We start from the raw sequence: 19,067 nt of genomic DNA, 5'->3' as shown, positions 1-19,067 counted from the left end.
AGGCGCCGGCAATCAAACCCTGCGGGGGTGGCGCTCGACCAAATTTTGCCTTGCAGGAGGTTTTCGATGCGCCTGATCAATCGTCGACTTTGGTGTTGGGGGCTATGCCTTGCATTGAGTGCCTGCCAAGCGCCGCAACCTGAACCAACGCCCCGCCCAATGCTCATGATGAGCGCGGCGCGGGCCTTGGAGATTTTTCGCCTGAGCGAAGCGCCCAATGGCGAACTGGACCCGGCCGCAGTGGGTGAACATGCCACGGCAGAAGTCTACTACCCCATGGGCCCCGGTGACGCCGTGCGTGTGACCTGGCAAGGCACCCGCAGCCATACCACCGAAACAAAGACTGTCGCTATAGCCACCGTGCTGCGCTTTCAATTGCCCAGGGCGTGGATTGAAGAAAACCTGGGGCACACGGTGGTACTCAATTACGCCTATAGGGTGGGGGGTACAGGCGCCGAGCAACTATCTGCCCCGCTCACGCTGCAGGTACTGGGCAGTGCAAATGACCCGGCCTTCCAGGTCGTGGAGGCGGTCGACGGGGTGCTCAACATCAGCAGGGTCGCGCAGGACGCTACGGCCCAGGTGTACTACGCGGGGCTGGCGGCCAATGACACGGTGCAGGTTACCTGGGACGGTGTGGTAACCCGCACCACTGCTGCGCAGGTCGTGACAGGCGACCAGCCCGTGCGGTTTGCATTGCCCAGGGCATGGTTGCTGGAGAATCTCGGCCGGCGGGTTTCAGTGTCTTACCGTTACAAGGTGCAAGGGCAGGAGGAGTGGCAGGTCTCGGCGCCGATTGAGCTGACCCTGACGTCCGACAGCATTGAAAATGGCAAGTTGGTTGCGGCGCGGCTAGACGCTCGCTACAACGACACGCGCAATGACTGCGATGGTCGGGCGGCTTACTACTGCAATGGCGTGCTGATGAGGGTAACTGGCTACGGCGCCAGCTTTCACTCCTGGAACCCCAGCCCCAACTCGGTCAGCAGCGGGGGGGTGTCCTTTTCTTACATTCGCCGTGACGTGGGTATGCAGTATTTCAGTTGGGCCGCGTCGATGGGGGTCGTGTTCAAGGATTTCGATTCGGCCCTGCAAGCGGGTGACCGGCCGATCCGCTTGCTATGCGCGTTTCCGTCCGATGCACAAACGCTCTTCCGTGCCAACCAGGGCTGCGGTGCCAGCCGGTTTTATCCCACCACCAGCCTTTACTGTTCGTCACTGGGTGTCGACACCCTTGCCAAGTGGATCAGCCATTACCACGCGGTCAGTGGGGGGGACTCTCGTTACCAGCACCAATGCGCTTTCGCGTCGAACAAGGATGCCTTTGCCTTGAGCGTGGCAGTGCGTGCGCATTTTTCTCCGCCTGTCGAGCGGCCTCAACATAACGAAATCATGCTGGAAACCTGGCCGCAGGATATTCCGCTGCAATTGCCCCTCGAAGCCATTTTCTACGCCAACGAGCGTGACGCTGCCGGTGCGCTAGCGGGCGCCAAGTACATCCAGGAGGACTACTACAACAGTACCCGCAAGGTGCTGCCCGTGGTGCGCGTGTTACTGGGCGACGGCATCCCTTCCACCTTCAGCTTTCACCTGGAAGACCAGGCACTGATGCCGTGAACCACCCACGCAAACCGGTCGGCGCGCCTGCGATCACAACGCTGGCCACCTGGGCCTTGGCGGTGTTCAGGGGCGGCGGGGCGGTGGATGACCAACCGGACCAGACCATGGCGCAGTGACGTTCCGCACTTTCAATCGGCGACGAGGGATGGGGCATGAATACCAAAGACACAGAGTTGCCAGCGCCACTGCTTGAGGGTTTGGCCGACGGGTTGCTGGTTCCGCAGGCCGCCGGGTTGAAGGTGACGGTCTGCTACCCCGACATGCGCGACAGCGATTTGGTGGCGCTGAACTGGGTGGGCGAACCGGGCGATGGCACACCTGATTTGGAGCCGCGATGGGGTGACAGCACTTCAGGCCGGGTTGAGTTTCTCATTGCGGATACGGCCATAGCCGCCAATACCGGCAAACCGGTGATGCTTTTTTACGCCATGGTGCGCGACGCTGAGCAATGGCTCAGCGCAACGCTTGAGTTCGAGGTCGGGGTTGCGCAAGAGGAAGTGCCGCCTGACCCAGAACCAGACCCTGTGATCGTCGAGCCAACCAAGCCGCCACTCTCGCTCGGCAGTTCACCCTTGAGTTGGGCAAGCAATCAACTGGTACCGGTGCTGGTCGACTATCCGCAGTACGTGGCGCAACTGAGCCAGATGGGGCATCTGCCTTCGGGCGGGCTGGCGCCTTACGCGTTCGCGTCCAGTAACCCGGCGGTGGCTGTGGTGGATGGGGCGGGCACTCTGTGGCCGAAAGGTGCAGGGACGACCGTCATTACCGTGACCGACGCGCTGGGCCAGCAGCAAAGCTACAGCTTTTGCGTGCCGGCCACGGCGGTGGTGCGCTGCAAGTTTTTTGGCCCCGATACATGGGCTAAAGTGCGAAATGCCGCAAAAAACGCCGGCTTCCCGGTCACTAATTCACGTGTGGATATCGTGCACAGCCATTTCAGGGGCCAGCTGCCGCCCCAGTTCCTGCAAAAATGGTTCTGGACCCGTGACGGGGATGGCCAGGGGTATGCGTCGGTGCTGCGCATTGACCAATTTGTTTTCAAGCAGGTACCCCCTGGGGGCAAATACTATGGGTTGGGTGCGGACAGGTAGCCGTTACGTAGCGCCATTCTGCCAAGCCCGATACAGCCCAAGCCTGCTACACGCCCGCGTATTACGCTATAATCCCCGCCTTTCGCCGCCAGTCGCCCCGCGGGCCGCTGGCGCACATATTCCGTATTAAAGAGGCTAGACCCTTGGCATTGACGATTCTTGGCTTGTCCGGCGCCCTTAGCCATGACCCCTCCGCGGCCCTGTATATCGACGGCAAGCTGATCGCAGCGGCCGAAGAAGAGCGCTTCGTGCGGGACAAACATGCAAAGAACCGCATGCCCTACGAGTCGGCGAAGTTCTGCCTGGAACAGGCCGGCATCAAGCCATCCGACGTTGACGTGGTGGCGATCCCGTTCGCCCCGATCAGCCTGTTCGGCAAGGCGCGCTGGCACTACGCCAAGCGTTATTGGTACGCCCCGGACCGTGCCCTCGACGCACTGTTGATGGGTAACCGCCGCTACAAGCGCTACCGCAACAAGATCGTGTTCTGCCTGGAGCAGTTGGGTTTCGACGCGAAAAAAATCAAGATCGAGCCCGTTGAACACCACTTGGCCCACGCCTCCAGCGCTTACCACTGCTCCGGTTTCAAAGAGAAAACCGCGATCCTGGGCATCGATGGTAAGGGCGAGTACGCCACCACCTTTTTCGGCTACGGCGAAAACGGCAAGATCCACAAGATCAAGGAATTCTTCGACCCGGATTCGCTGGGCGGCCTGTACGGCTCGATCACCGAATTCCTGGGCTTCGAGATGCTCGATGGCGAGTTCAAGGTCATGGGCATGGCGCCGTATGGCGACGCCAGCAAGTACGACTTCTCGCGCCTGGCCAGCTTTGAAAACGGCGAACTGGTAATCAACACCGACTACGCCAACGTCATCGGCCTGCGTCGCTATAAAGAGAAGGGCAAGGGTTTTTACTTCTCGCCCAAACTGATCGAATGGCTGGGTAAAAAGCGCGAAGGCGACATCGCCGACGAGCCTTACATCCACTACGCGGCCAGCATGCAGGCGCTGTTCGAGAAAATCTCGCTGCAGATGATCGACTACTACCTGGGCGACGTGCTCAAGGAAACCGGCAAGCTGGCATTCGCCGGCGGTTGCGCCCTGAACGTCAAGCTGAACCAGAAGATCATCGCCCGTGACGACGTGAAGGAGTTGTTCGTGCAGCCCGCTTCCGGCGACGCCGGCACCGCGGTGGGCGCGGCGGCATATGTGTCCCACGCCCGCGGCGTACCGGTCGAGAAGATGGAGCACGTGTACCTGGGCCCCGAGTACAGCAACGAAGACGTGATTGCCGCCTGTGCTCGCCACCCGAGCAAGCCGGCCTGGCAAAAAATCGACAACATGCCCCAGCGCATTGCCCAGATCATGGTCGATGGCAACCCAGTGGCCTGGTTCCAGGGCCGCATGGAGTTCGGCCCGCGCGCCTTGGGCGGTCGCTCCATCATCGGCTGCCCAAGCGTGCCGGGCGTGGCCAACCGCATCAACGAACAAATCAAGTTTCGCGAGCGCTGGAGGCCTTTCTGCCCCTCGATGCTCGACACCGTCGGCCCGCAGATGATCAAGGTCGATCACCCGGCGCCGTTCATGACCTTCACCTTCGAGGTGTCGGATGAGTGGAAGACCCGCGTGCCGGAAGTCGTCCACGAAGACGGCACCTCGCGGGCCCAGGTGCTCAAGCGTGAATACAACCCGCGCTACTACGACATGATGAAGGCGCTGGAGGACCTGACCGGCAACGGCGTGTCCCTGAACACCTCGCTCAACCGTCGTGGCGAACCGATGATCTGCTCGCCAACCGACGCGCTGAACATGTTCTTCGGCTCGGACCTGCAGTACTTGATCATGGAGGACATCCTGGTGGTCAAGGACAGCGTGAGTGGCCATGCCGCACCCTGAAGTGCAGATCAGCGTCATCGTCCCGGCCTACAACTATGCACACCTGTTGCCGCGAGCCCTGGACTCTGTCCTGGGCCAGTGGCGCGACGGCCTGGAGCTGATCGTCGTCAATGACGGCTCCACCGACGGCACGTTGCAGGTGCTGGGCGATTACGCGGCGCGTTACCCTCAAGTGCAGGTCGTCGACCAGGCCAATGGCGGGGCGGCGTCGGCGCGCAACCACGGCATACGCCTGGCGCAAGGGCGGCACGTGTTGCTGCTGGATGCCGACGATGAGCTATTGCCCACTGCCCTGGCCAGCCTGAGTGCGGCACTGGCCGAAACGCCAGATGCCGGCATCGTGCTGGCGGCCTATGTGTCGGTGTATCCGGACGGTAGCGAGCGGGTGCGCAAGCCCACGCCGGTACCGGCCTTGTCTGCGCGCGAGTTGATCAGCCGTTACTTGCTGAAGAAAACCCTCTCGGTGTCACACAGTTGCACGTTGTTCCGGCGCGACCTGCTGTTGCAGCGTCCGTACCCGGAAATGCTCAGCACCGGTGAAGATATACCGGTGTTCGCCTACTTGCTGGTCAGTGCCCCCGTGGCGCTGACCGCTGACCCCGTGGCACGGATCTACAAGCATGCTGGCAGCTTGCGCCACCGGCGCGACAATGAAGAAGCCTTTGCCATGGACGTCGCCCGCGAGGCGTTCGCCCAATTGCCCGCGGACTGCCAGCCATTGCGCCGGCGTTTCGAGGCGCAAAGCTATCTTTCACTGTTTCGCGGCGCGTTGTTGGCGCAAGATTCGGCAGCGGCGCGCCGCTTCTATTTGCGCGCCTGGCAGCTGAGCCCGGGCCAGGCGATGCGCTGGACATACGTGCGCAAGGTTTTGCGCCTGTTGGTTAAATCGTAGGCCGTGCAGGCAACGGGTATCTGGAGATAAGGGTGCACGAACTTTTTTCCCGGCTGAAAGGGTTGTCCCCGGTTCGGCTGGCTTTTTTTGGCAGCTTGCTGCTTTCCCTGGTGGCAGTGCTGGGCACCAGCGTCATCGATCGCGACGCTGCGCTTTACCTCACGATTGCCCAACGGATCATCGAGCAAGGCCCGCAGGTGGCCTTCCAGATATTCGATTGGCCGTGGTTTATTTTCCTGCTGGTGGGCACCCATTCGCTGTTGCACCTGCCGCTGTTGCTGAGCGCTACCCTGTGGTGCGCGCTGTTCATGGCCGGTACCTGCGCCTTGATGGTCGATATCGTGCGCCAACGGGTACCGGCGGCCAGCTACTGGGCCTGCCTGGTGGTGCTGGCGATGCCGGCGTTCAACCAGTTCCGCTATGACATCTTGCGCGAATTCGGCTTCTGGTTCTTCTGCGTGCTGGCGCTGTGGCAGGCCATGCGCTGGCAGGCCAAGGGCGGCTGGCTGCAGGCGCTGCTGATTCACCTGGCCATTGCCGCGGCGGCGCTGTTCCGGCTGGAAGCCTTGATGTTGCTGCCCGCGTTGCTGGCCTGGCAACTGTTGGGGGTGCGCGACGGCCACTGGGGGCGTATCCTGCAATTCGTTGCCTTGCCCGCTCTGGGGGTGGTTTTGGCGGCGGCGTGGCTGTTCAGCCATGGGGGCGTTCACTCCGGGCGCGTCGGCGTTTACTTGAATATGCTCGACCCGCATCAGGTGCTGGGGGCGTTCAATACCTTGTCCGAGCAGTTCGGCAACAGCCTGGTCAACAAGTACTCGCGGGACGAAGCCGGTCGCATCGTCTTCTTTGGCTTGCTGGCCTCGTTGTTCATCAAGTTCGTGATGGTGTCAGGCCCCTTTGCCGCGCCGTTCCTGTACCGGCGCAGTTGGGCTGCGGTACGTGTCTATGGGCGTGAGTTCCGCCCGTTGGCGCTGGCCGCGTTGTGTTACGTGATTGTGTTGATGTTGTTTTATTTGCGCGAACAGTTTCTCAATTCACGCTACGTGAGTTTTTTGAACCTGCTTGCAGTACCGTTGGCAGCTGTCGCGCTAATGGTGTTTGCCGAGCGTTTTCCGCGCCTGGGCAAGGCCGTCGTGGTGCTGGCACTGTTGGTCATGACCGACAACGTGCTGACGCTGGGGGCACAAAAGACCCATTACGTGCAGGCGGGCCATTGGCTGGCCGAGCATGTAGAGGCTGCAACACCGGTTTATTATGATGATGGGCGCATTGCCTATTACGCAGGTCGGGGGTACGTAGTACCCACCATTACCCGCGAGGATGCAATGAGCCCGGCGCATGTCGGGGAGTATCGTTACTTCCTGGTCGAGGCGCGTGGGGATGAGCCATGGCTGCAGGCCTGGCTTGCCCGGGAACACAAGCAGGTACTGGAACATTATGCCAATCGCAAAGGCGCCACGGTGCTGGTGATTGGCGACTGAGCGCTCGGACGCCCTGAAGTGAAAAGGCCGTGAGCGATCCAAGGGTTGTTTCGCCGGCTAATACAATTGCGTCTGCAGGAGCTGAGCGCTTAGAGAGAGTAAGTTGATGTCAGGACTCGATGGTTTTGCATTCAAAGGGAATCATGAACAGGCCCAGGAACATCATCTGGCTGGCAGCCGCCCCGTGCAAGGCGAGCAGCTCGCGGGGGACGTTGCAATGAAGGTCATGTTGCTGGTGATGGATGAGCAGAGAGTCATCCTCGACCACCTCTACGAGGTGCTCCAACAGCATTGCGGGCAGTGCGACATCTACCGCCTGAGCAAGGCCCAGCAGAAAAACCTGGGCAGGTTTTTCCGCGCCAACGATTACCAGGCCTATGACCGGGTGGTGGTGTTCGCCCGCCTGAAATGGCTGATGGACCAGGTGTCATTGCTCAAATGCATTCCGGGGCTGGTGTTCGTCGAACATGACGCGTGCCAGAACTACATGCAGTTCAGCAAGTATCAGGGCAAGTACACCTCGTTTTATCGCCAGTTGCCATCGGCCCGTGTGCTGTGTTCCGGCGCGGTGGTGGCGCGGCGCCTGCGTGAAGACGGCATCGACGCGGTGTTTGTCTCCAAGGGCTATGACGAGCAGATGCTGCAAAACCTGCATGGGCCGCGCGACGTGCCGCTGGGGTTTATCGGCAGCCTCAAGGGCGTCGCCTATACCGAGCGCTTGCAGATGCTCAACGGCATCGCGAAAAGCACCAGCCTGGCCATTACCCGCACCAAGTCTGGCAACCCTTACCGGGATGCCATCAACCGTATCCAGATCTTTGTCAGTGCCGATACCGGCATGGGCGAGTACATGATCAAGAACTTCGAGGCCATGGCCTGCGGTTGCATGTTGGTGACCACCGACCAGGGGCAGGAAGAGGTCTCGCAGTTAGGCTTCCAGGACATGGTCAACGTCGTGCTGTACCGCACCGTCGACGAGGCCGTGGCCAAGATCAAGGTGCTGCAGGCCGACCCGGCCCTGATTCAGCGCATCGCCCAGGCCGGCCAGGCACTTGCCGAGGAGCGCTACAGCTTTTCGGTGGTGGGCAAGCAGTTGGCCCAGTCGGTCAGCTTGCCGGTACGCCCGCGCCCGGCGCTCAGCCTGTTGCAGCGGCTGTGGGTGCGGCTGCGCTACCAGTTGGCCGTCAAGTAAGCGCCAGGCGTTGCTCGCGTGCTTGCGAGCAGCGCTTCAGCAGAACAACTCCTGCAAGCGTTCCATCATGCCCGGCCGGCTCGAGCGTGGGGCCAGGGCTGCCTGATAGGCGGCCAGGAAGGTCTTGCCTCCATCATCGCCGAGCAACCAGCGGTAATCCTGCTCGTAACGCATCAAGTGACGGAAATTGCGCAGGCGCCGACGGATGGTCAGGGGGCTGCGTTGGCACTTGAGGTCGGCAATGTCGATCAGCCCCAGGCGCTGCTCCGGGGTGATTACCACGTTACCCAGGTGCAGCGACCGAAAGTAAACGCCGGCGTCATGCAGTTGCGCGACAAAGCCACCCAGGCGGATGCGCAGCACCGCGGCCAGTTCGGGCTGGTCGATCAAGTGGCGCACGGTGTCGCCGGCCAATGGCTCGTAGTACACCGCATCGCGTTCGATGCTGGCGATGCGGTACACCGCCAGGATGTCCGGGCAGGGGATATCGCGCTCCTGCAGGGCCTTTGTATTGTCGGCGAAACGCTGAGCGTAAGGGTACAGGGCGGCCGAGGTGAGCAAGCGCTTGCGGCGAAACAGTTTCAGGAAACGGCCATCACGCAATTGCAGCACTTTGTCCCCGGAGCCATCGGCTTCCAGCACGTTTGCGCCTTCGCGCAGTGCCAAGTAGGTGCTGTGATCGAGTGGTTGCATGCGGTGTCCCCGGATAGAAGCCGCACATCTTACCCGAACTGAACGTTTCTGGGCTGTTACCAGCTTCATTCGAGGGGCCTGGGGGGTGTGATATCATCTTTCTTTTTTACAGTCATGTATGGAATCCGATGAGCAGTCCTGACCCTCGCGCCCAATCCACGCTGAAGATCTACCTGCGCCTGCTGACTTATGTGCGCCCCTACATCGGCATGTTCATGCTCAGTATCGTGGGCTTTCTGATTTTTGCATCGACTCAGCCGATGCTGGCCTACATCCTCAAGTATTTCGTCGACGGGCTTTCCAACCCCGAGGCCAGCCTGTTCCCCAACAACCCCTACCTGGCCCACCTGCAGCTGTTGCAGGCGGTGCCGCTGATGATCGTACTGATCGCGGCCTGGCAGGGCGGTGGTTCGTACCTGGGCAACTTCTTCCTGGCCCGGGTTTCCCTGGGCCTGGTGCACGACCTGCGGGTGGTGCTGTTCAACAAGTTGCTGGAGTTGCCCAACCGCTACTTCGACAACCATAACTCTGGCCACCTGATTTCGCGTATCACCTTTAACGTGACCATGGTCACCGGTGCCGCCACCGACGCCATCAAGGTAGTGATCCGTGAAGGTATGACCGTGGTATTCCTGTTCGGTGCCCTGCTGTGGATGAACTGGCGCCTGACCTTGGTAATGCTGGCGATCCTGCCGTTGATCGCGGTGATGGTGAACAGCACCAGCCGTAAGTTTCGCAAGCAGAGCAAGAAGATCCAGGTGTCCATGGGCGACGTGACCCACGTGGCCTCCGAAACCATCCAGGGCTACCGCGTGGTTCGCAGCTTTGGTGGCGAGGATTACGAGCAGAAGCGCTTCCTGGATGCCAGCCTGGGCAATACCGAGAAACAGCTGAAGATGACCAAGACCGGCGCGGTGTACACCCCGATGCTGCAATTGGTGACCTACTCCGGCATGGCCATCGTGATGTTCCTGGTGCTGTACCTGCGCGGTGATGCTTCTGCCGGGGACCTGGTGGCCTACATCACCATGGCCGGCCTTTTGCCCAAGCCAATCCGCCAGCTGTCCGAAGTCAGCTCCACCATCCAGAAGGGCGTGGCCGGTGCCGAAAGCATTTTCGAGCAACTGGACGAGCCCGCCGAAGTCGACAACGGCAGCGTCGAGCGCGACAACGTCAGCGGCCGCCTGGAAGTGCGCAACCTGAGCTTCCAGTACCCGGGCACCGACAAGTTGGTACTGGACGACATCAGCTTCGTTGCCGAAGCCGGGCAGATGGTGGCCCTGGTCGGCCGCTCGGGTAGCGGCAAGTCGACCCTGGCCAGCCTGATACCGCGCTTCTACCAGCACGAGCAGGGTGAAGTGCTGCTCGACGGCGTCGAGATCCAGGACTTGCGCCTGCGCAACTTGCGCCGGCACATCGCCCTGGTTACCCAGGCCGTCACGCTGTTCAACGACACCGTGGCCAACAACATCGCCTACGGCGACCTGGCCGGTGCGCCGCTGGAACACATCAAGGGTGCAGCGGCGGCGGCCTACGCCGATGAGTTCATCGAGAAAATGCCCAACGGCTACCAGACCCTGGTCGGTGAGAACGGCGTGCTGTTGTCCGGCGGCCAGCGTCAGCGCCTGGCGATTGCCCGTGCGCTGCTCAAGAATGCACCGCTGTTGATCCTCGACGAGGCCACCTCGGCGCTGGACACCGAGTCGGAGCGCCATATCCAGGGCGCGCTCGACGAAGTGATGAAGAACCGCACCACCCTGGTGATCGCGCACCGCCTGACCACCATCGAGAAAGCCGACCTGATCCTGGTGATGGACCAGGGCCGGATCGTCGAGCGCGGCACCCATGCCGAACTGCTGGCCATGAACGGTTACTACTCGCGTCTGCACGCCAGGCAATTCGAAGAGGGCGGCGACGCCCAGCCAGAGCACGCGGTCGACCTATGCTGAGGGCGTTGCGCGGTTGGCGTGAACGTGGCTGGACAGCAATTGACCCACAGACCTACGCAGACACCTGGCAGCGCCTGGGTGGCAGCGTGGCGACCCACCCCCAGGTGGTTGAGCGCCTGGCCGGCCTTGCGCAGATCCCGGTGCGCTACCTGGGTTGGGTGCAGGGCGGTGAAATCGTCGCCGCCTTACCCTGCTGGGGCCAGCACCTGGCACTGTCCAAAGACGTGCTCAAGCGCCACGGCAAAAAAGGCCTGTTCGACCTGGGCAATGCCGAGATCATCCTGCCGGTGGCCGAAGGCGTGCAGGTGCCTGTGCGCCAGCGCGCGCGTTATGTGTCCGAGCTTAACGCCAATGTGGTCAGCACCCTCAAGCCCCAACCCGAAGGCCTGGCCTTGGCGCGCTTGCCGGAAGACTACTCAAAGAAGTTTCGCTACAACCAACGCCGCGAACAGCGGCTGCTGGAAGAGGCGGGCGGTGCCTTGCAGCCCATCCTCGATTTTACCCCGGCAGAGCTTGCGGCCATGTACGCCGACCTGTTCCAGCGCCGCTGGAATTTCGAAGCACCCGGCAAGGCGCACCTGGCCCAGGTGTTCGAACTGATGCGCGAGTTCATGACTGGCTCCGTGGTGATGCTCGAAGGCGCGCCAGTCGCGATCCAGATCTTGTACAAGGTCGAGGCGCCAGCTTGGGTGTCGCTGGAATACATCAACGGCGGCGTCGACCCGCAAAGCCGCGAGTTCAGCCCCGGCAGCGTGTTGAGCTTCGTCAACACCCAGCAGGCGTGGGAGGCTGCCCGGGCACTGGGCAAGCCATTGCGCTATTCCTTTGGCCGTGCCGACCGTGAATACAAAGACCGCTGGTGCCACACGGTGCCGGTCTACCAGGTGTAATTGCCCATGAGCGACCGCAAGCAAGCTTTGCTCAAGGCCCACCGCCGGGCCAAGCGCCTGACCCTGATCGGCGCGCTGCTGGTGCTGGCGTTGCTCGGCACCTTCATTGCCTGGTGGCTGGTGCCGGTGTTGCTGGTGCTCGGCTGGGTGGCCCATGAGGCGTGGTTTGCCGACCATCTGTTCTACCGCCCCGGTGATGACTATCACTACCGTTTTCCCGAGGGTACGCCCCAGCAGACGGTCAGCCTCGGCACGGTGCTTGGCCTCAGCCAGCCCCTGGCTGAAGGCGAGACACTGATCCTGGAGTTGAGCCTCAAGACCACTTGGCTGGGCCGCTGGATCGACCCTTACGTGCAACTGGGCGATGACCGGCAGGAGTTCGAGCGTGGGGTTGCCGGGCGCCGCTACCTCAACCTGTCCGGGCAGCGCGATGCCCTGGTTGCCGGTGCGCTCGGTGTGCGCGGCGTGTTTTGCAGGTTGCCCGGCAGCGCGCAGTTGTACGTCTTGAGCAACCCGGACCACGCCGGGCGCCGGGTGATGGTGCTGGCACCCCATGCCGATGATGCCGAGTTGGCGGCTTTCGGGCTTTATAGCCGCAGCGCCGAAACCAGTATCGTCACCCTCACCCAAGGCGAAATCGAGGCCCAGGATTACCAGGCGCTGGGGCTGGATAAAGCCCAGGCTGCACGCCTGAAGGGCCGCCTGCGCAGTTGGGACAGCCTGGCGGTGCCGCTGTGGGGCGGGGTGCCGGCCAGCCGTTGCGTGCAGTTGGGTTATTACTGCCTGCAATTGCCGGCCATGGCCGCTGCGCCAGGCACGGCATGCGGGTCTCGCGAGTCGGGCGAGGCGGACGTACGTACCGTACGCCAGCACAACCCGCTGCCGCTGCCCGCCGATGCCGACGGCCAGCCCACCTGGCACAACCTGGTGGCGGACCTGGTGGCGTTGCTCGAGCATTTCCGCCCGCAGGTGCTGGTTACCCCCCACCCGCAACTCGACCCCCACGCCGATCACGTCGCTACCACGCAAGCGTTGCTGCAAGCAGTAGCGCAAAGCCAGTGGAAGCCGGACACCGCCCTGTTCTACGCCAACCATTTGCACGACAACGACCGCTGGCCCATGGGCCCAGCCGGCACTGGCATTGCCTTGCCACCGGCCATCGAGCCGTTGCCGGCCGATGCCCTGTGGAGCCCGCTGTTGTCACCTGCGGTGCAATTGGACAAGGCCATGGCCTTGGGCATGCAGCACGACCTGCAAGGCAAGCGCCCTTTGAAGAAGCGCATCCGCCGGTTGATCCAGCAGGTATTGGCCGGGCGGCGTTGGCCGGCCACTGGCGAGGACGAGTTTTTCCGCAAGGCAGTGCGCCGCCATGAGTTGTTTTGGGTGCGACGGCTTTCTGAATGATAGGACCTAGGCTCTGCTTCACCGTGCTCAGACTGTAGCGAACCCTGTGCTAATATCGCGCCCTTGTTAATTTTTTGTATGTGGGTTGCCCATGAAGTTGTCCATGCCGCGATTCGATCAAGCCCCTGTTCTGGTGGTCGGCGATGTCATGCTCGACCGCTACTGGCATGGCGGTACCTCACGGATTTCGCCGGAGGCCCCGGTGCCGGTGGTCAAGGTCGAACAGATCGAGGATCGCCCAGGCGGCGCGGCTAACGTTGCCTTGAACATTGCAGCCCTTGGCGCACCGGCCTCCCTGGTCGGCGTCACCGGCCAGGACGAGGCTGCCGAAAGCCTTGCCAACAGCCTGGAGGCTGCCGGCGTGCGCGCCATTTTCCAGCGCATCGCCCACCAGCCGACCATCGTCAAGCTGCGGGTCATGAGCCGCCACCAGCAATTGCTGCGCATCGACTTTGAAGAGCCCTTCGCCACCGACCCGCTGGCGCTGGGCGCCGAAGTGGACGGCCTGCTGGAGGGCATCAAGGTGCTGGTGTTGTCGGACTACGGCAAAGGCGCGTTGAAAAACCACCAGAGTCTGATCCAGGCCGCCCGTGACCGCGGCATTCCGGTGCTTGCCGACCCCAAGGGCAGGGACTTCTCGATCTACCGTGGTGCCAGCCTGATTACGCCGAACCTCAGCGAGTTCGAAACTATCGTCGGTGGCTGCGCCGATGAGGCGGAGTTGGTGGCCAAGGGCGCCAAGTTGATGAGCGAGCTTGAGCTTGGCGCGTTGCTGGTGACCCGTGGCGAGCACGGCATGACCCTGCTGCGCCCGGATCACCCGGCGCTGCACCTGCCTGCCCGTGCCCGTGAAGTATTCGATGTGACCGGCGCCGGTGATACCGTGATCTCCACCCTGGCCGCGGCGATCGCTGCCGGTGAAGACCTGCCCCATGCCGTGGCGCTGGCTAACCTCGCCGCTGGCATTGTCGTGGGCAAGCTGGGTACCGCCGCCATCAGCGCCCCGGAACTGCGTCGCGCCATCCAGCGCGAAGAGGGTTCGGAGCGTGGCGTGCTGAGCCTGGAGCAACTGCAACTGGCGATCGAAGATGCCCGTGCGCACAATGAAACCATCGTGTTCACCAACGGCTGTTTCGACATCTTGCATGCCGGCCACGTGACTTACCTTGAGCAGGCGCGGGCCCAAGGCGATCGGTTGATCGTCGCGGTCAACGACGACGCCTCGGTGAGCCGATTGAAAGGCCCGGGCCGCCCGATCAACAGTGTCGACCGGCGCATGGCCGTGCTGGCAGGCCTGGGTGCGGTGGACTGGGTGATCAGCTTTGCCGAAGGCACCCCGGAAAACCTGCTGGCCCACGTTCGCCCGGACGTGCTGGTCAAGGGTGGCGACTACTCGGTGGACCAGGTGGTAGGTGCCGACATCGTCAGCGCCTACGGCGGCACCGTGAAGGTGTTGGGGTTGGTGGAGAACAGCTCGACCACCGCCATCGTCGAGAAAATCCGCAGCCGTTGATGGCGGCAGTGCCTGCTTCCCGGGCGAGCCCGGGCAGCAGTGGCACACAACTACTTGTGCAAGCTACCCCGCGCCAAGCGCAGCAGCGCCCGTGCCTTATGGGTCAGGCGGCGCAAGCCAGAGCGGGGTTTCTTGGCTTCGGCCAGCCCTTGTTGGTGCAGCCAGTCCTTCCATTTGATCCGCTCCTCTCGCACCAGCCAGCCCACCTGAGGGGCAAAGCTTTCGGCCAAGTACAGGCCGCGAGTACTGGCGGGCTGCAACTGGTCCTTTTTCAAGGTGTAGAGCTCGGCGCAGGGCTGGCCGTCCTTGAGGGGCATCAGGTACAGGTCGGGTTTACCACGGTCCAGGCGTGCCACCAGCTCCTCTTTTTCCAGGCGCTCGTCGACGTGGAACAGGCTCACCGACTTGGCCTCTTTCGGGATCTCCAGGCGCAGGTCGTAAATCAATTGCAACGAAGCCGTGGGCAAATGCACGTAGGCCCGTGGCCGTTCGATCAGGTTCAGGCTGCCACAGCGCACCGGCCTTGCCGCGCCTGAACGAGGTGTCAGGCGAAAAGGCAGGGCCTCGCGGTAGTGCAGGGCGCCGGTGTAGGGCGCGGGCAGCCAGGTGTCGTTGAAGCGCCCGCCCAGCCAGCCCTCCGGGGTTTCCACCAGGCACTCCTCGGCCACTTCCTGCACGGCGGTGTGCAGCGGCAGGTTCAACTCGTGGGCCGGCACGTAGCCGGAAATCAGCTTGAGCACCACGTCGCCGCGATCCTGGCGGCGCTGGCGCACCAGTACCCAGTAATCGCGGTTCTGCCAGTTCAGGGTCAGGCGTACCGATACGCCCAGGTTGGCCAGCTCCACGGCAAAGCGCTCGCTGTCGGCGACCTCTACCGGCTTGCGCCGTTGCAGGGTTTGCGCAAAGTTGAGCGGCATGCCCACGCTTTGGTAACTCAGGCCTTCGGGGGTGGCTTCGACGAACAGCGGCAGGGTCTTGAAGTTGCTGGGGTTTTTTCTTATCAGCGTTCGCGGCATGTCGGCTCCTTCTTGCGTCGGGGTCGGCCGCGTGGGCGGCTCAGGGCATATCAGCGCCCGCGGATCACGGCCGCAGCGGTGGCCACGTTGTGCGCCAGGTGCAACGGGTTGATGGTACCGACAATAGCACTGGCGACGCCTGGGTGTTCAAACAGCAATTCAAAGCTGGCGCGTACAGGGTCGGTGCCGGGCTGCAAAATCGCATGGCCGCTGGCCAGCGCTTTCTTCACCAGGATCGCTTTGCCGTGTTCGGCAGCGTAGTCCAGTACCGGCTTTTCGCCCTGTTCGTTGAGATTGTAGGTCACCATCGCGCAGTCCCCCTGGGCCAGCGCTTGTAGGCCTCCGGCCACTGTCTTGCCGGAAAAACCATAGCCGCGGATCTTGCCTTCGGCCTTGAGCTGGGCGAGGGCTGCGTACACGCCGGTGTCATTGAGCACCTGCAGGTCGTTGCCGTCGGAGTGCACCAGCACCAAGTCGATAAAATCAGTTTCCAGACGTTTCAGGCTGCGCTCCACGGACAACCGGGTGTGCTCGGCGCTGAAATCAAAACGCGACAGGCCGTTGTCGAATTCTTCGCCCACCTTGCTGACGATCACCCATTCCTGGCGCTGGCCGCGCAACAACGGGCCCAGGCGCTCTTCGCTGACGCCATAGGCGGGCGCGGTGTCGATCAGGTTGATGCCCAGTCGCCGGGCCTGGTCGAGCAGCATGCGCGCTTGGGCATCATCGGGGATGGTAAAGCCGCTGGGGTATTTCACCCCTTGGTCGCGGCCCAGCTTCACGGTGCCCAGCCCCAGCGGCGAAACGCTCAAACCGGTGCTGCCCAGCGGGCGGTGCAGGTCGTGCAGGGTGGCGATGGTCATGGCAGCAGTTGCTCCCAGACGGGAACCGCCTCGGGCGGCTTGGGCAGGGCGGGTAGGGGCCGGTGTTCGCCTGGCTTGATGGCGTCCCGCTCAAGCGCCGCAAACACGCGGTCGGCGAAGTCCGGCACCAGGGCCAGCTTGGTCGGCCAGCCCACCAGCAACGCACCTTTTTCCGCGAGGAAGGCGTTGTCTGGGCGCACCAGGCCGGACTGCGCAGGCTCGGCGCGGTTCACACGCACGGTGGCCCACTGCACGTGGCTCAAGTCGACCCAGGGCAGCAGCCTGGCGACTTCCTGCTGGGCGGTGGTGATCTGCTGCGCCGGTTCGCGCGCCACGCCTTCGGCCTCGGCGATCTCGCCGCCCATGTACCAGACCCATTGGCCATCGGCCGCTGGGTGGGTGGTCACGGTGATGCGCGGTTTCGGCCCGCCGCCCAGGCAGTGGGCGTACAGCGGCTTGAGGCTTGGCCCTTTGGCCAGCACCATGTGCAACGGACGGCGCTGCATGGCCGGCTGTTCCAGGCCCAATGCCTTGAGCAGATCGGCGGTGCCTTCGCCGGCGCTGAGCACCACGCGTTGGGCGCGGATTTCGCGGCCATCGACGCGCAGGCCTATCAGGCGGTCGTTTTCCAACAGCGGTTCGATGGACTGCCCGGCCAGTAGGCTGTCACCGGCCAATTCGGCCAGGCGCGCCAACAGGCTCGGCACGTCGACCACCAGCTCGGCCAGGCGATACACCTTGCCCTTGAAGGCGCGGTCTTGCAGGGCCGGCGGCAATTGGTCGCCCTTGACCTGGTCGACTCGGCCGCGCACCGCCTTGCTGGCGAAGAAGCTGGTGAGGTTGCCCGCCAGGGTGCCTGGCGACCACAGGTAATGGGCCTCGGACAACAGCCGCACGCTGGCCAGGTCCAGCTCGCCAGTACCGGCCAAGGCCTCGCGCCAGCGCCGGGGCATGTCGGCAATGGCCTCCGAGGCGCCGGTGAGGGCGCCATGCAGGGCGTATTTGGCGCCGCCGTGGATAATGCCTTGGGACTTGAGGCTTTGCCCGCCACCCAGGCTCGCGCTTTCCACCAGCACCGTTGAATAGCCCTGGCCGCGCAGGCGCGCATTGAGCCAGAGGCCGGCAACGCCGGCGCCGACGATCAGTACGTCAGTGGAAATTACGGATGGCATGGAGCAACCTCGGTGGCAGATACAAGCGCCCAGTATACAGCCTGGGGCGCCGGTTACCTCGCCTGGGTCAATGCCCGGTGGTTTTCGAGAACAGCTGGATCACGACCACCCCCAGCACGATCAGCGCCATGCCGAGGATCGCCGGCAGATCGAGCTTTTGCCCATACACCACCAGCGCGGCGATGCTGACCATGACAATGCCCATGCCGGCCCAGATCGCATAGGTGACGCCTACCGGGATCACCCGTACCACCAGGATCAGCATCCAGAATGCGATGGCATAGCCAGCGATCACCAGCAGCAGAGGCAAAGGCGTGCTGAAGCCCTTGACGGCCTTCATGCAGGTGGTGGCAATGACTTCGGCGCAGATGGCGATGGCCAGGTAGTAGTAGGCAGACATTGGATGAACCCTCTCGATAGGCTTGCCATTTTAGTGCGTGGGCGGATGGGGTAAAGTGAATACCTATCTATGTGGGAGATAGGTTTCGATGATTGAGCGCTGGAGCCTGGAGCAGATCCGCCTGTTTGTAAAAGTGGCCGAGCAGCGCTCGTTCTCGGCGGTCGCCCGCGAAATGCAAAAAGCCCAGTCGGCGGTCAGCAGCTCCATCGCGATGCTGGAAGATGACCTGGGCGTGAACCTGTTCGAGCGCAGCAGTGGCCGCGCGCCGGTTCTGACCGCCGCCGGCCAGGCCATGCTGGAGGAGGCCCGCGAGTTATTGCGCCAGTGTGAGCGCCTGGACGGCCGGGCCTTGGCATTGATGCGCGGGCAAGAGGCGCAATTGCGCTTGGCGCAGGATGAAGCCATGCCTTATCAGCCGGTGCTCGATAGCCTTGAAGAGTTGGCCGAACGCTACCCGACGGTCGAGGTGCAATTGGCCAGTGGCGCCCAGGGCGAGGTGGCTCGCAAACTGGTGGAGCGCCGCGCCGACCTGGGCCTGCTGTTCCACCATGAACAGATGCCCACCGAGCTTGAGCGGCGGGCCTTGGGCAGTGTCGAGATGGTGACGGTGTGTGCAATCAATCATCCGCTGGCGACCATCAAGCAAGTGACCCGCCAGCAATTGGCCCGGCACCGGCAATTGCTGATCGCCTTCGAACAGAGCAGCTACCCCGGCGGTGACCCGATCAGCCCGCAAATCTGGCGTGCCGACAGTTTTTACGTGATGGCCGAACTGCTGATGCGCGGCTTAGGTTGGGCCTGGCTGCCACGCCACGTGGTGCAATACCCGGCCTACCAGGGCCAGATGGTGGAGCTGGCCAGCGACTGGATACCGCCTGCGCTGGTGGTAGAGTTGGTGTGGCGCCGCGATGAACCCCTTGGCCCTGCCGCGCGCTGGCTGGCCGAACGCTTTACCCTGCATTTGCAGGCCATCGGTTAACCAGTAGACTTCGC

The 19,067-nt window shown here is 62.9% G+C and carries 17 protein-coding genes; 12 read left to right on the top strand and 5 right to left on the bottom strand.

Annotation, left to right across the window (positions count from 1 at the left end):
• Window positions 1–159: 159 nt before the first annotated feature.
• The 7 genes from L9B60_RS09190 (at window position 160) to L9B60_RS09165 (ending at window position 8,174) form a co-directional block, all read left to right on the top strand.
• Window positions 160–1,617 (top strand): hypothetical protein, encoded by a 1,458-nt coding sequence (locus tag L9B60_RS09190; RefSeq protein ID WP_249678175.1) that lies wholly within the window; start codon window positions 160–162, stop codon window positions 1,615–1,617.
• Window positions 1,614–1,736: a hypothetical protein gene (locus L9B60_RS30470; protein WP_283780587.1), complete on the top strand. Its 123-nt coding sequence runs from the start codon at window positions 1,614–1,616 to the stop codon at window positions 1,734–1,736. Before L9B60_RS09190 ends, L9B60_RS30470 begins: the two co-directional genes overlap by 4 nt.
• Window positions 1,737–1,772: 36 nt before the next feature.
• Window positions 1,773–2,711 carry an immunoglobulin-like domain-containing protein gene (locus L9B60_RS09185; protein WP_249678174.1) on the top strand — a complete coding sequence of 313 codons (939 nt, stop codon included), beginning with the start codon at window positions 1,773–1,775 and terminating at the stop codon, window positions 2,709–2,711.
• 143 nt (window positions 2,712–2,854) lie between these two features.
• Window positions 2,855–4,609 (top strand): carbamoyltransferase family protein, encoded by a 1,755-nt coding sequence (locus L9B60_RS09180; RefSeq protein ID WP_249678173.1) that lies wholly within the window; start codon window positions 2,855–2,857, stop codon window positions 4,607–4,609.
• On the top strand, window positions 4,596–5,501 hold the full coding sequence (locus L9B60_RS09175) for a glycosyltransferase family 2 protein (protein ID WP_249678172.1): 906 nt from the start codon (window positions 4,596–4,598) through the stop codon (window positions 5,499–5,501). Before L9B60_RS09180 ends, L9B60_RS09175 begins: the two co-directional genes overlap by 14 nt.
• A gap of 32 nt (window positions 5,502–5,533) precedes the next feature.
• Window positions 5,534–6,982, top strand: coding sequence for a hypothetical protein (locus L9B60_RS09170; RefSeq protein WP_249678171.1), 1,449 nt, complete (start codon window positions 5,534–5,536; stop codon window positions 6,980–6,982).
• A gap of 217 nt (window positions 6,983–7,199) precedes the next feature.
• Complete coding sequence (locus tag L9B60_RS09165) at window positions 7,200–8,174, top strand: glycosyltransferase (RefSeq protein ID WP_249679694.1); 975 nt, start codon at window positions 7,200–7,202, stop codon at window positions 8,172–8,174.
• Between the two features lie 36 nt (window positions 8,175–8,210).
• Here the strand turns inward: L9B60_RS09165 and L9B60_RS09160 are convergent, their stop codons facing one another.
• Window positions 8,211–8,867: a protein kinase family protein gene (locus L9B60_RS09160; RefSeq protein ID WP_249678170.1), complete on the bottom strand. Its 657-nt coding sequence runs from the start codon at window positions 8,865–8,867 to the stop codon at window positions 8,211–8,213.
• A 128-nt stretch (window positions 8,868–8,995) separates the two neighbouring features.
• Between L9B60_RS09160 and msbA the strand changes: the two genes are divergently transcribed.
• The 4 genes from msbA (at window position 8,996) to hldE (ending at window position 14,623) form a co-directional block, all read left to right on the top strand.
• Complete coding sequence (gene msbA / locus L9B60_RS09155; RefSeq protein WP_249678169.1) at window positions 8,996–10,816, top strand: lipid A export permease/ATP-binding protein MsbA; 1,821 nt, start codon at window positions 8,996–8,998, stop codon at window positions 10,814–10,816.
• Complete coding sequence (locus tag L9B60_RS09150; RefSeq protein ID WP_249678168.1) at window positions 10,810–11,706, top strand: GNAT family N-acetyltransferase; 897 nt, start codon at window positions 10,810–10,812, stop codon at window positions 11,704–11,706. The genes msbA and L9B60_RS09150 overlap by 7 nt, the downstream gene beginning before the upstream one ends.
• 6 nt (window positions 11,707–11,712) lie before the next feature.
• The gene (locus tag L9B60_RS09145; protein ID WP_249678167.1) at window positions 11,713–13,110 is read left to right on the top strand and encodes a PIG-L deacetylase family protein; all 1,398 of its coding nucleotides are present in this window, start codon (window positions 11,713–11,715) and stop codon (window positions 13,108–13,110) included.
• Window positions 13,111–13,201: 91 nt separating this feature from the next.
• Window positions 13,202–14,623 (top strand): bifunctional D-glycero-beta-D-manno-heptose-7-phosphate kinase/D-glycero-beta-D-manno-heptose 1-phosphate adenylyltransferase HldE, encoded by a 1,422-nt coding sequence (gene hldE / locus L9B60_RS09140; RefSeq protein ID WP_249678166.1) that lies wholly within the window; start codon window positions 13,202–13,204, stop codon window positions 14,621–14,623.
• A 50-nt stretch (window positions 14,624–14,673) separates the two neighbouring features.
• Here hldE and L9B60_RS09135 read toward each other — a convergent pair whose 3' ends face one another.
• The 4 genes from L9B60_RS09135 to L9B60_RS09120 all read right to left on the bottom strand — a co-directional run bounded on the left by L9B60_RS09135 (window position 14,674) and on the right by L9B60_RS09120 (window position 18,074).
• Complete coding sequence (locus tag L9B60_RS09135) at window positions 14,674–15,639, bottom strand: metal ABC transporter ATPase (protein WP_249678165.1); 966 nt, start codon at window positions 15,637–15,639, stop codon at window positions 14,674–14,676.
• 50 nt (window positions 15,640–15,689) lie between these two features.
• Window positions 15,690–16,502 carry an aldo/keto reductase gene (locus L9B60_RS09130; protein ID WP_249678164.1) on the bottom strand — a complete coding sequence of 271 codons (813 nt, stop codon included), beginning with the start codon at window positions 16,500–16,502 and terminating at the stop codon, window positions 15,690–15,692.
• Window positions 16,499–17,674: an NAD(P)/FAD-dependent oxidoreductase gene (locus L9B60_RS09125; protein WP_249678163.1), complete on the bottom strand. Its 1,176-nt coding sequence runs from the start codon at window positions 17,672–17,674 to the stop codon at window positions 16,499–16,501. The genes L9B60_RS09130 and L9B60_RS09125 overlap by 4 nt, the downstream gene beginning before the upstream one ends.
• A 67-nt stretch (window positions 17,675–17,741) precedes the next feature.
• Entirely contained in the window at window positions 17,742–18,074 is a 333-nt protein-coding gene (locus L9B60_RS09120) for a DMT family transporter (protein ID WP_249678162.1), read from the bottom strand.
• An 88-nt stretch (window positions 18,075–18,162) separates the two neighbouring features.
• Here L9B60_RS09120 and L9B60_RS09115 point away from each other — a divergent pair, with 88 nt between their 5' ends.
• Window positions 18,163–19,053 (top strand): LysR family transcriptional regulator, encoded by an 891-nt coding sequence (locus L9B60_RS09115; protein WP_249678161.1) that lies wholly within the window; start codon window positions 18,163–18,165, stop codon window positions 19,051–19,053.
• Window positions 19,054–19,067 lie beyond the last annotated feature (14 nt).

The sequence above is a fragment of the Pseudomonas abieticivorans genome (assembly GCF_023509015.1).
GTDB classification, from domain to species: Bacteria; Pseudomonadota; Gammaproteobacteria; order Pseudomonadales; family Pseudomonadaceae; genus Aquipseudomonas; species Aquipseudomonas abieticivorans.
The sequence above is the reverse complement of the archived record's forward strand: the minus strand, read 5'-3'. Positions and strand labels throughout refer to the sequence as shown.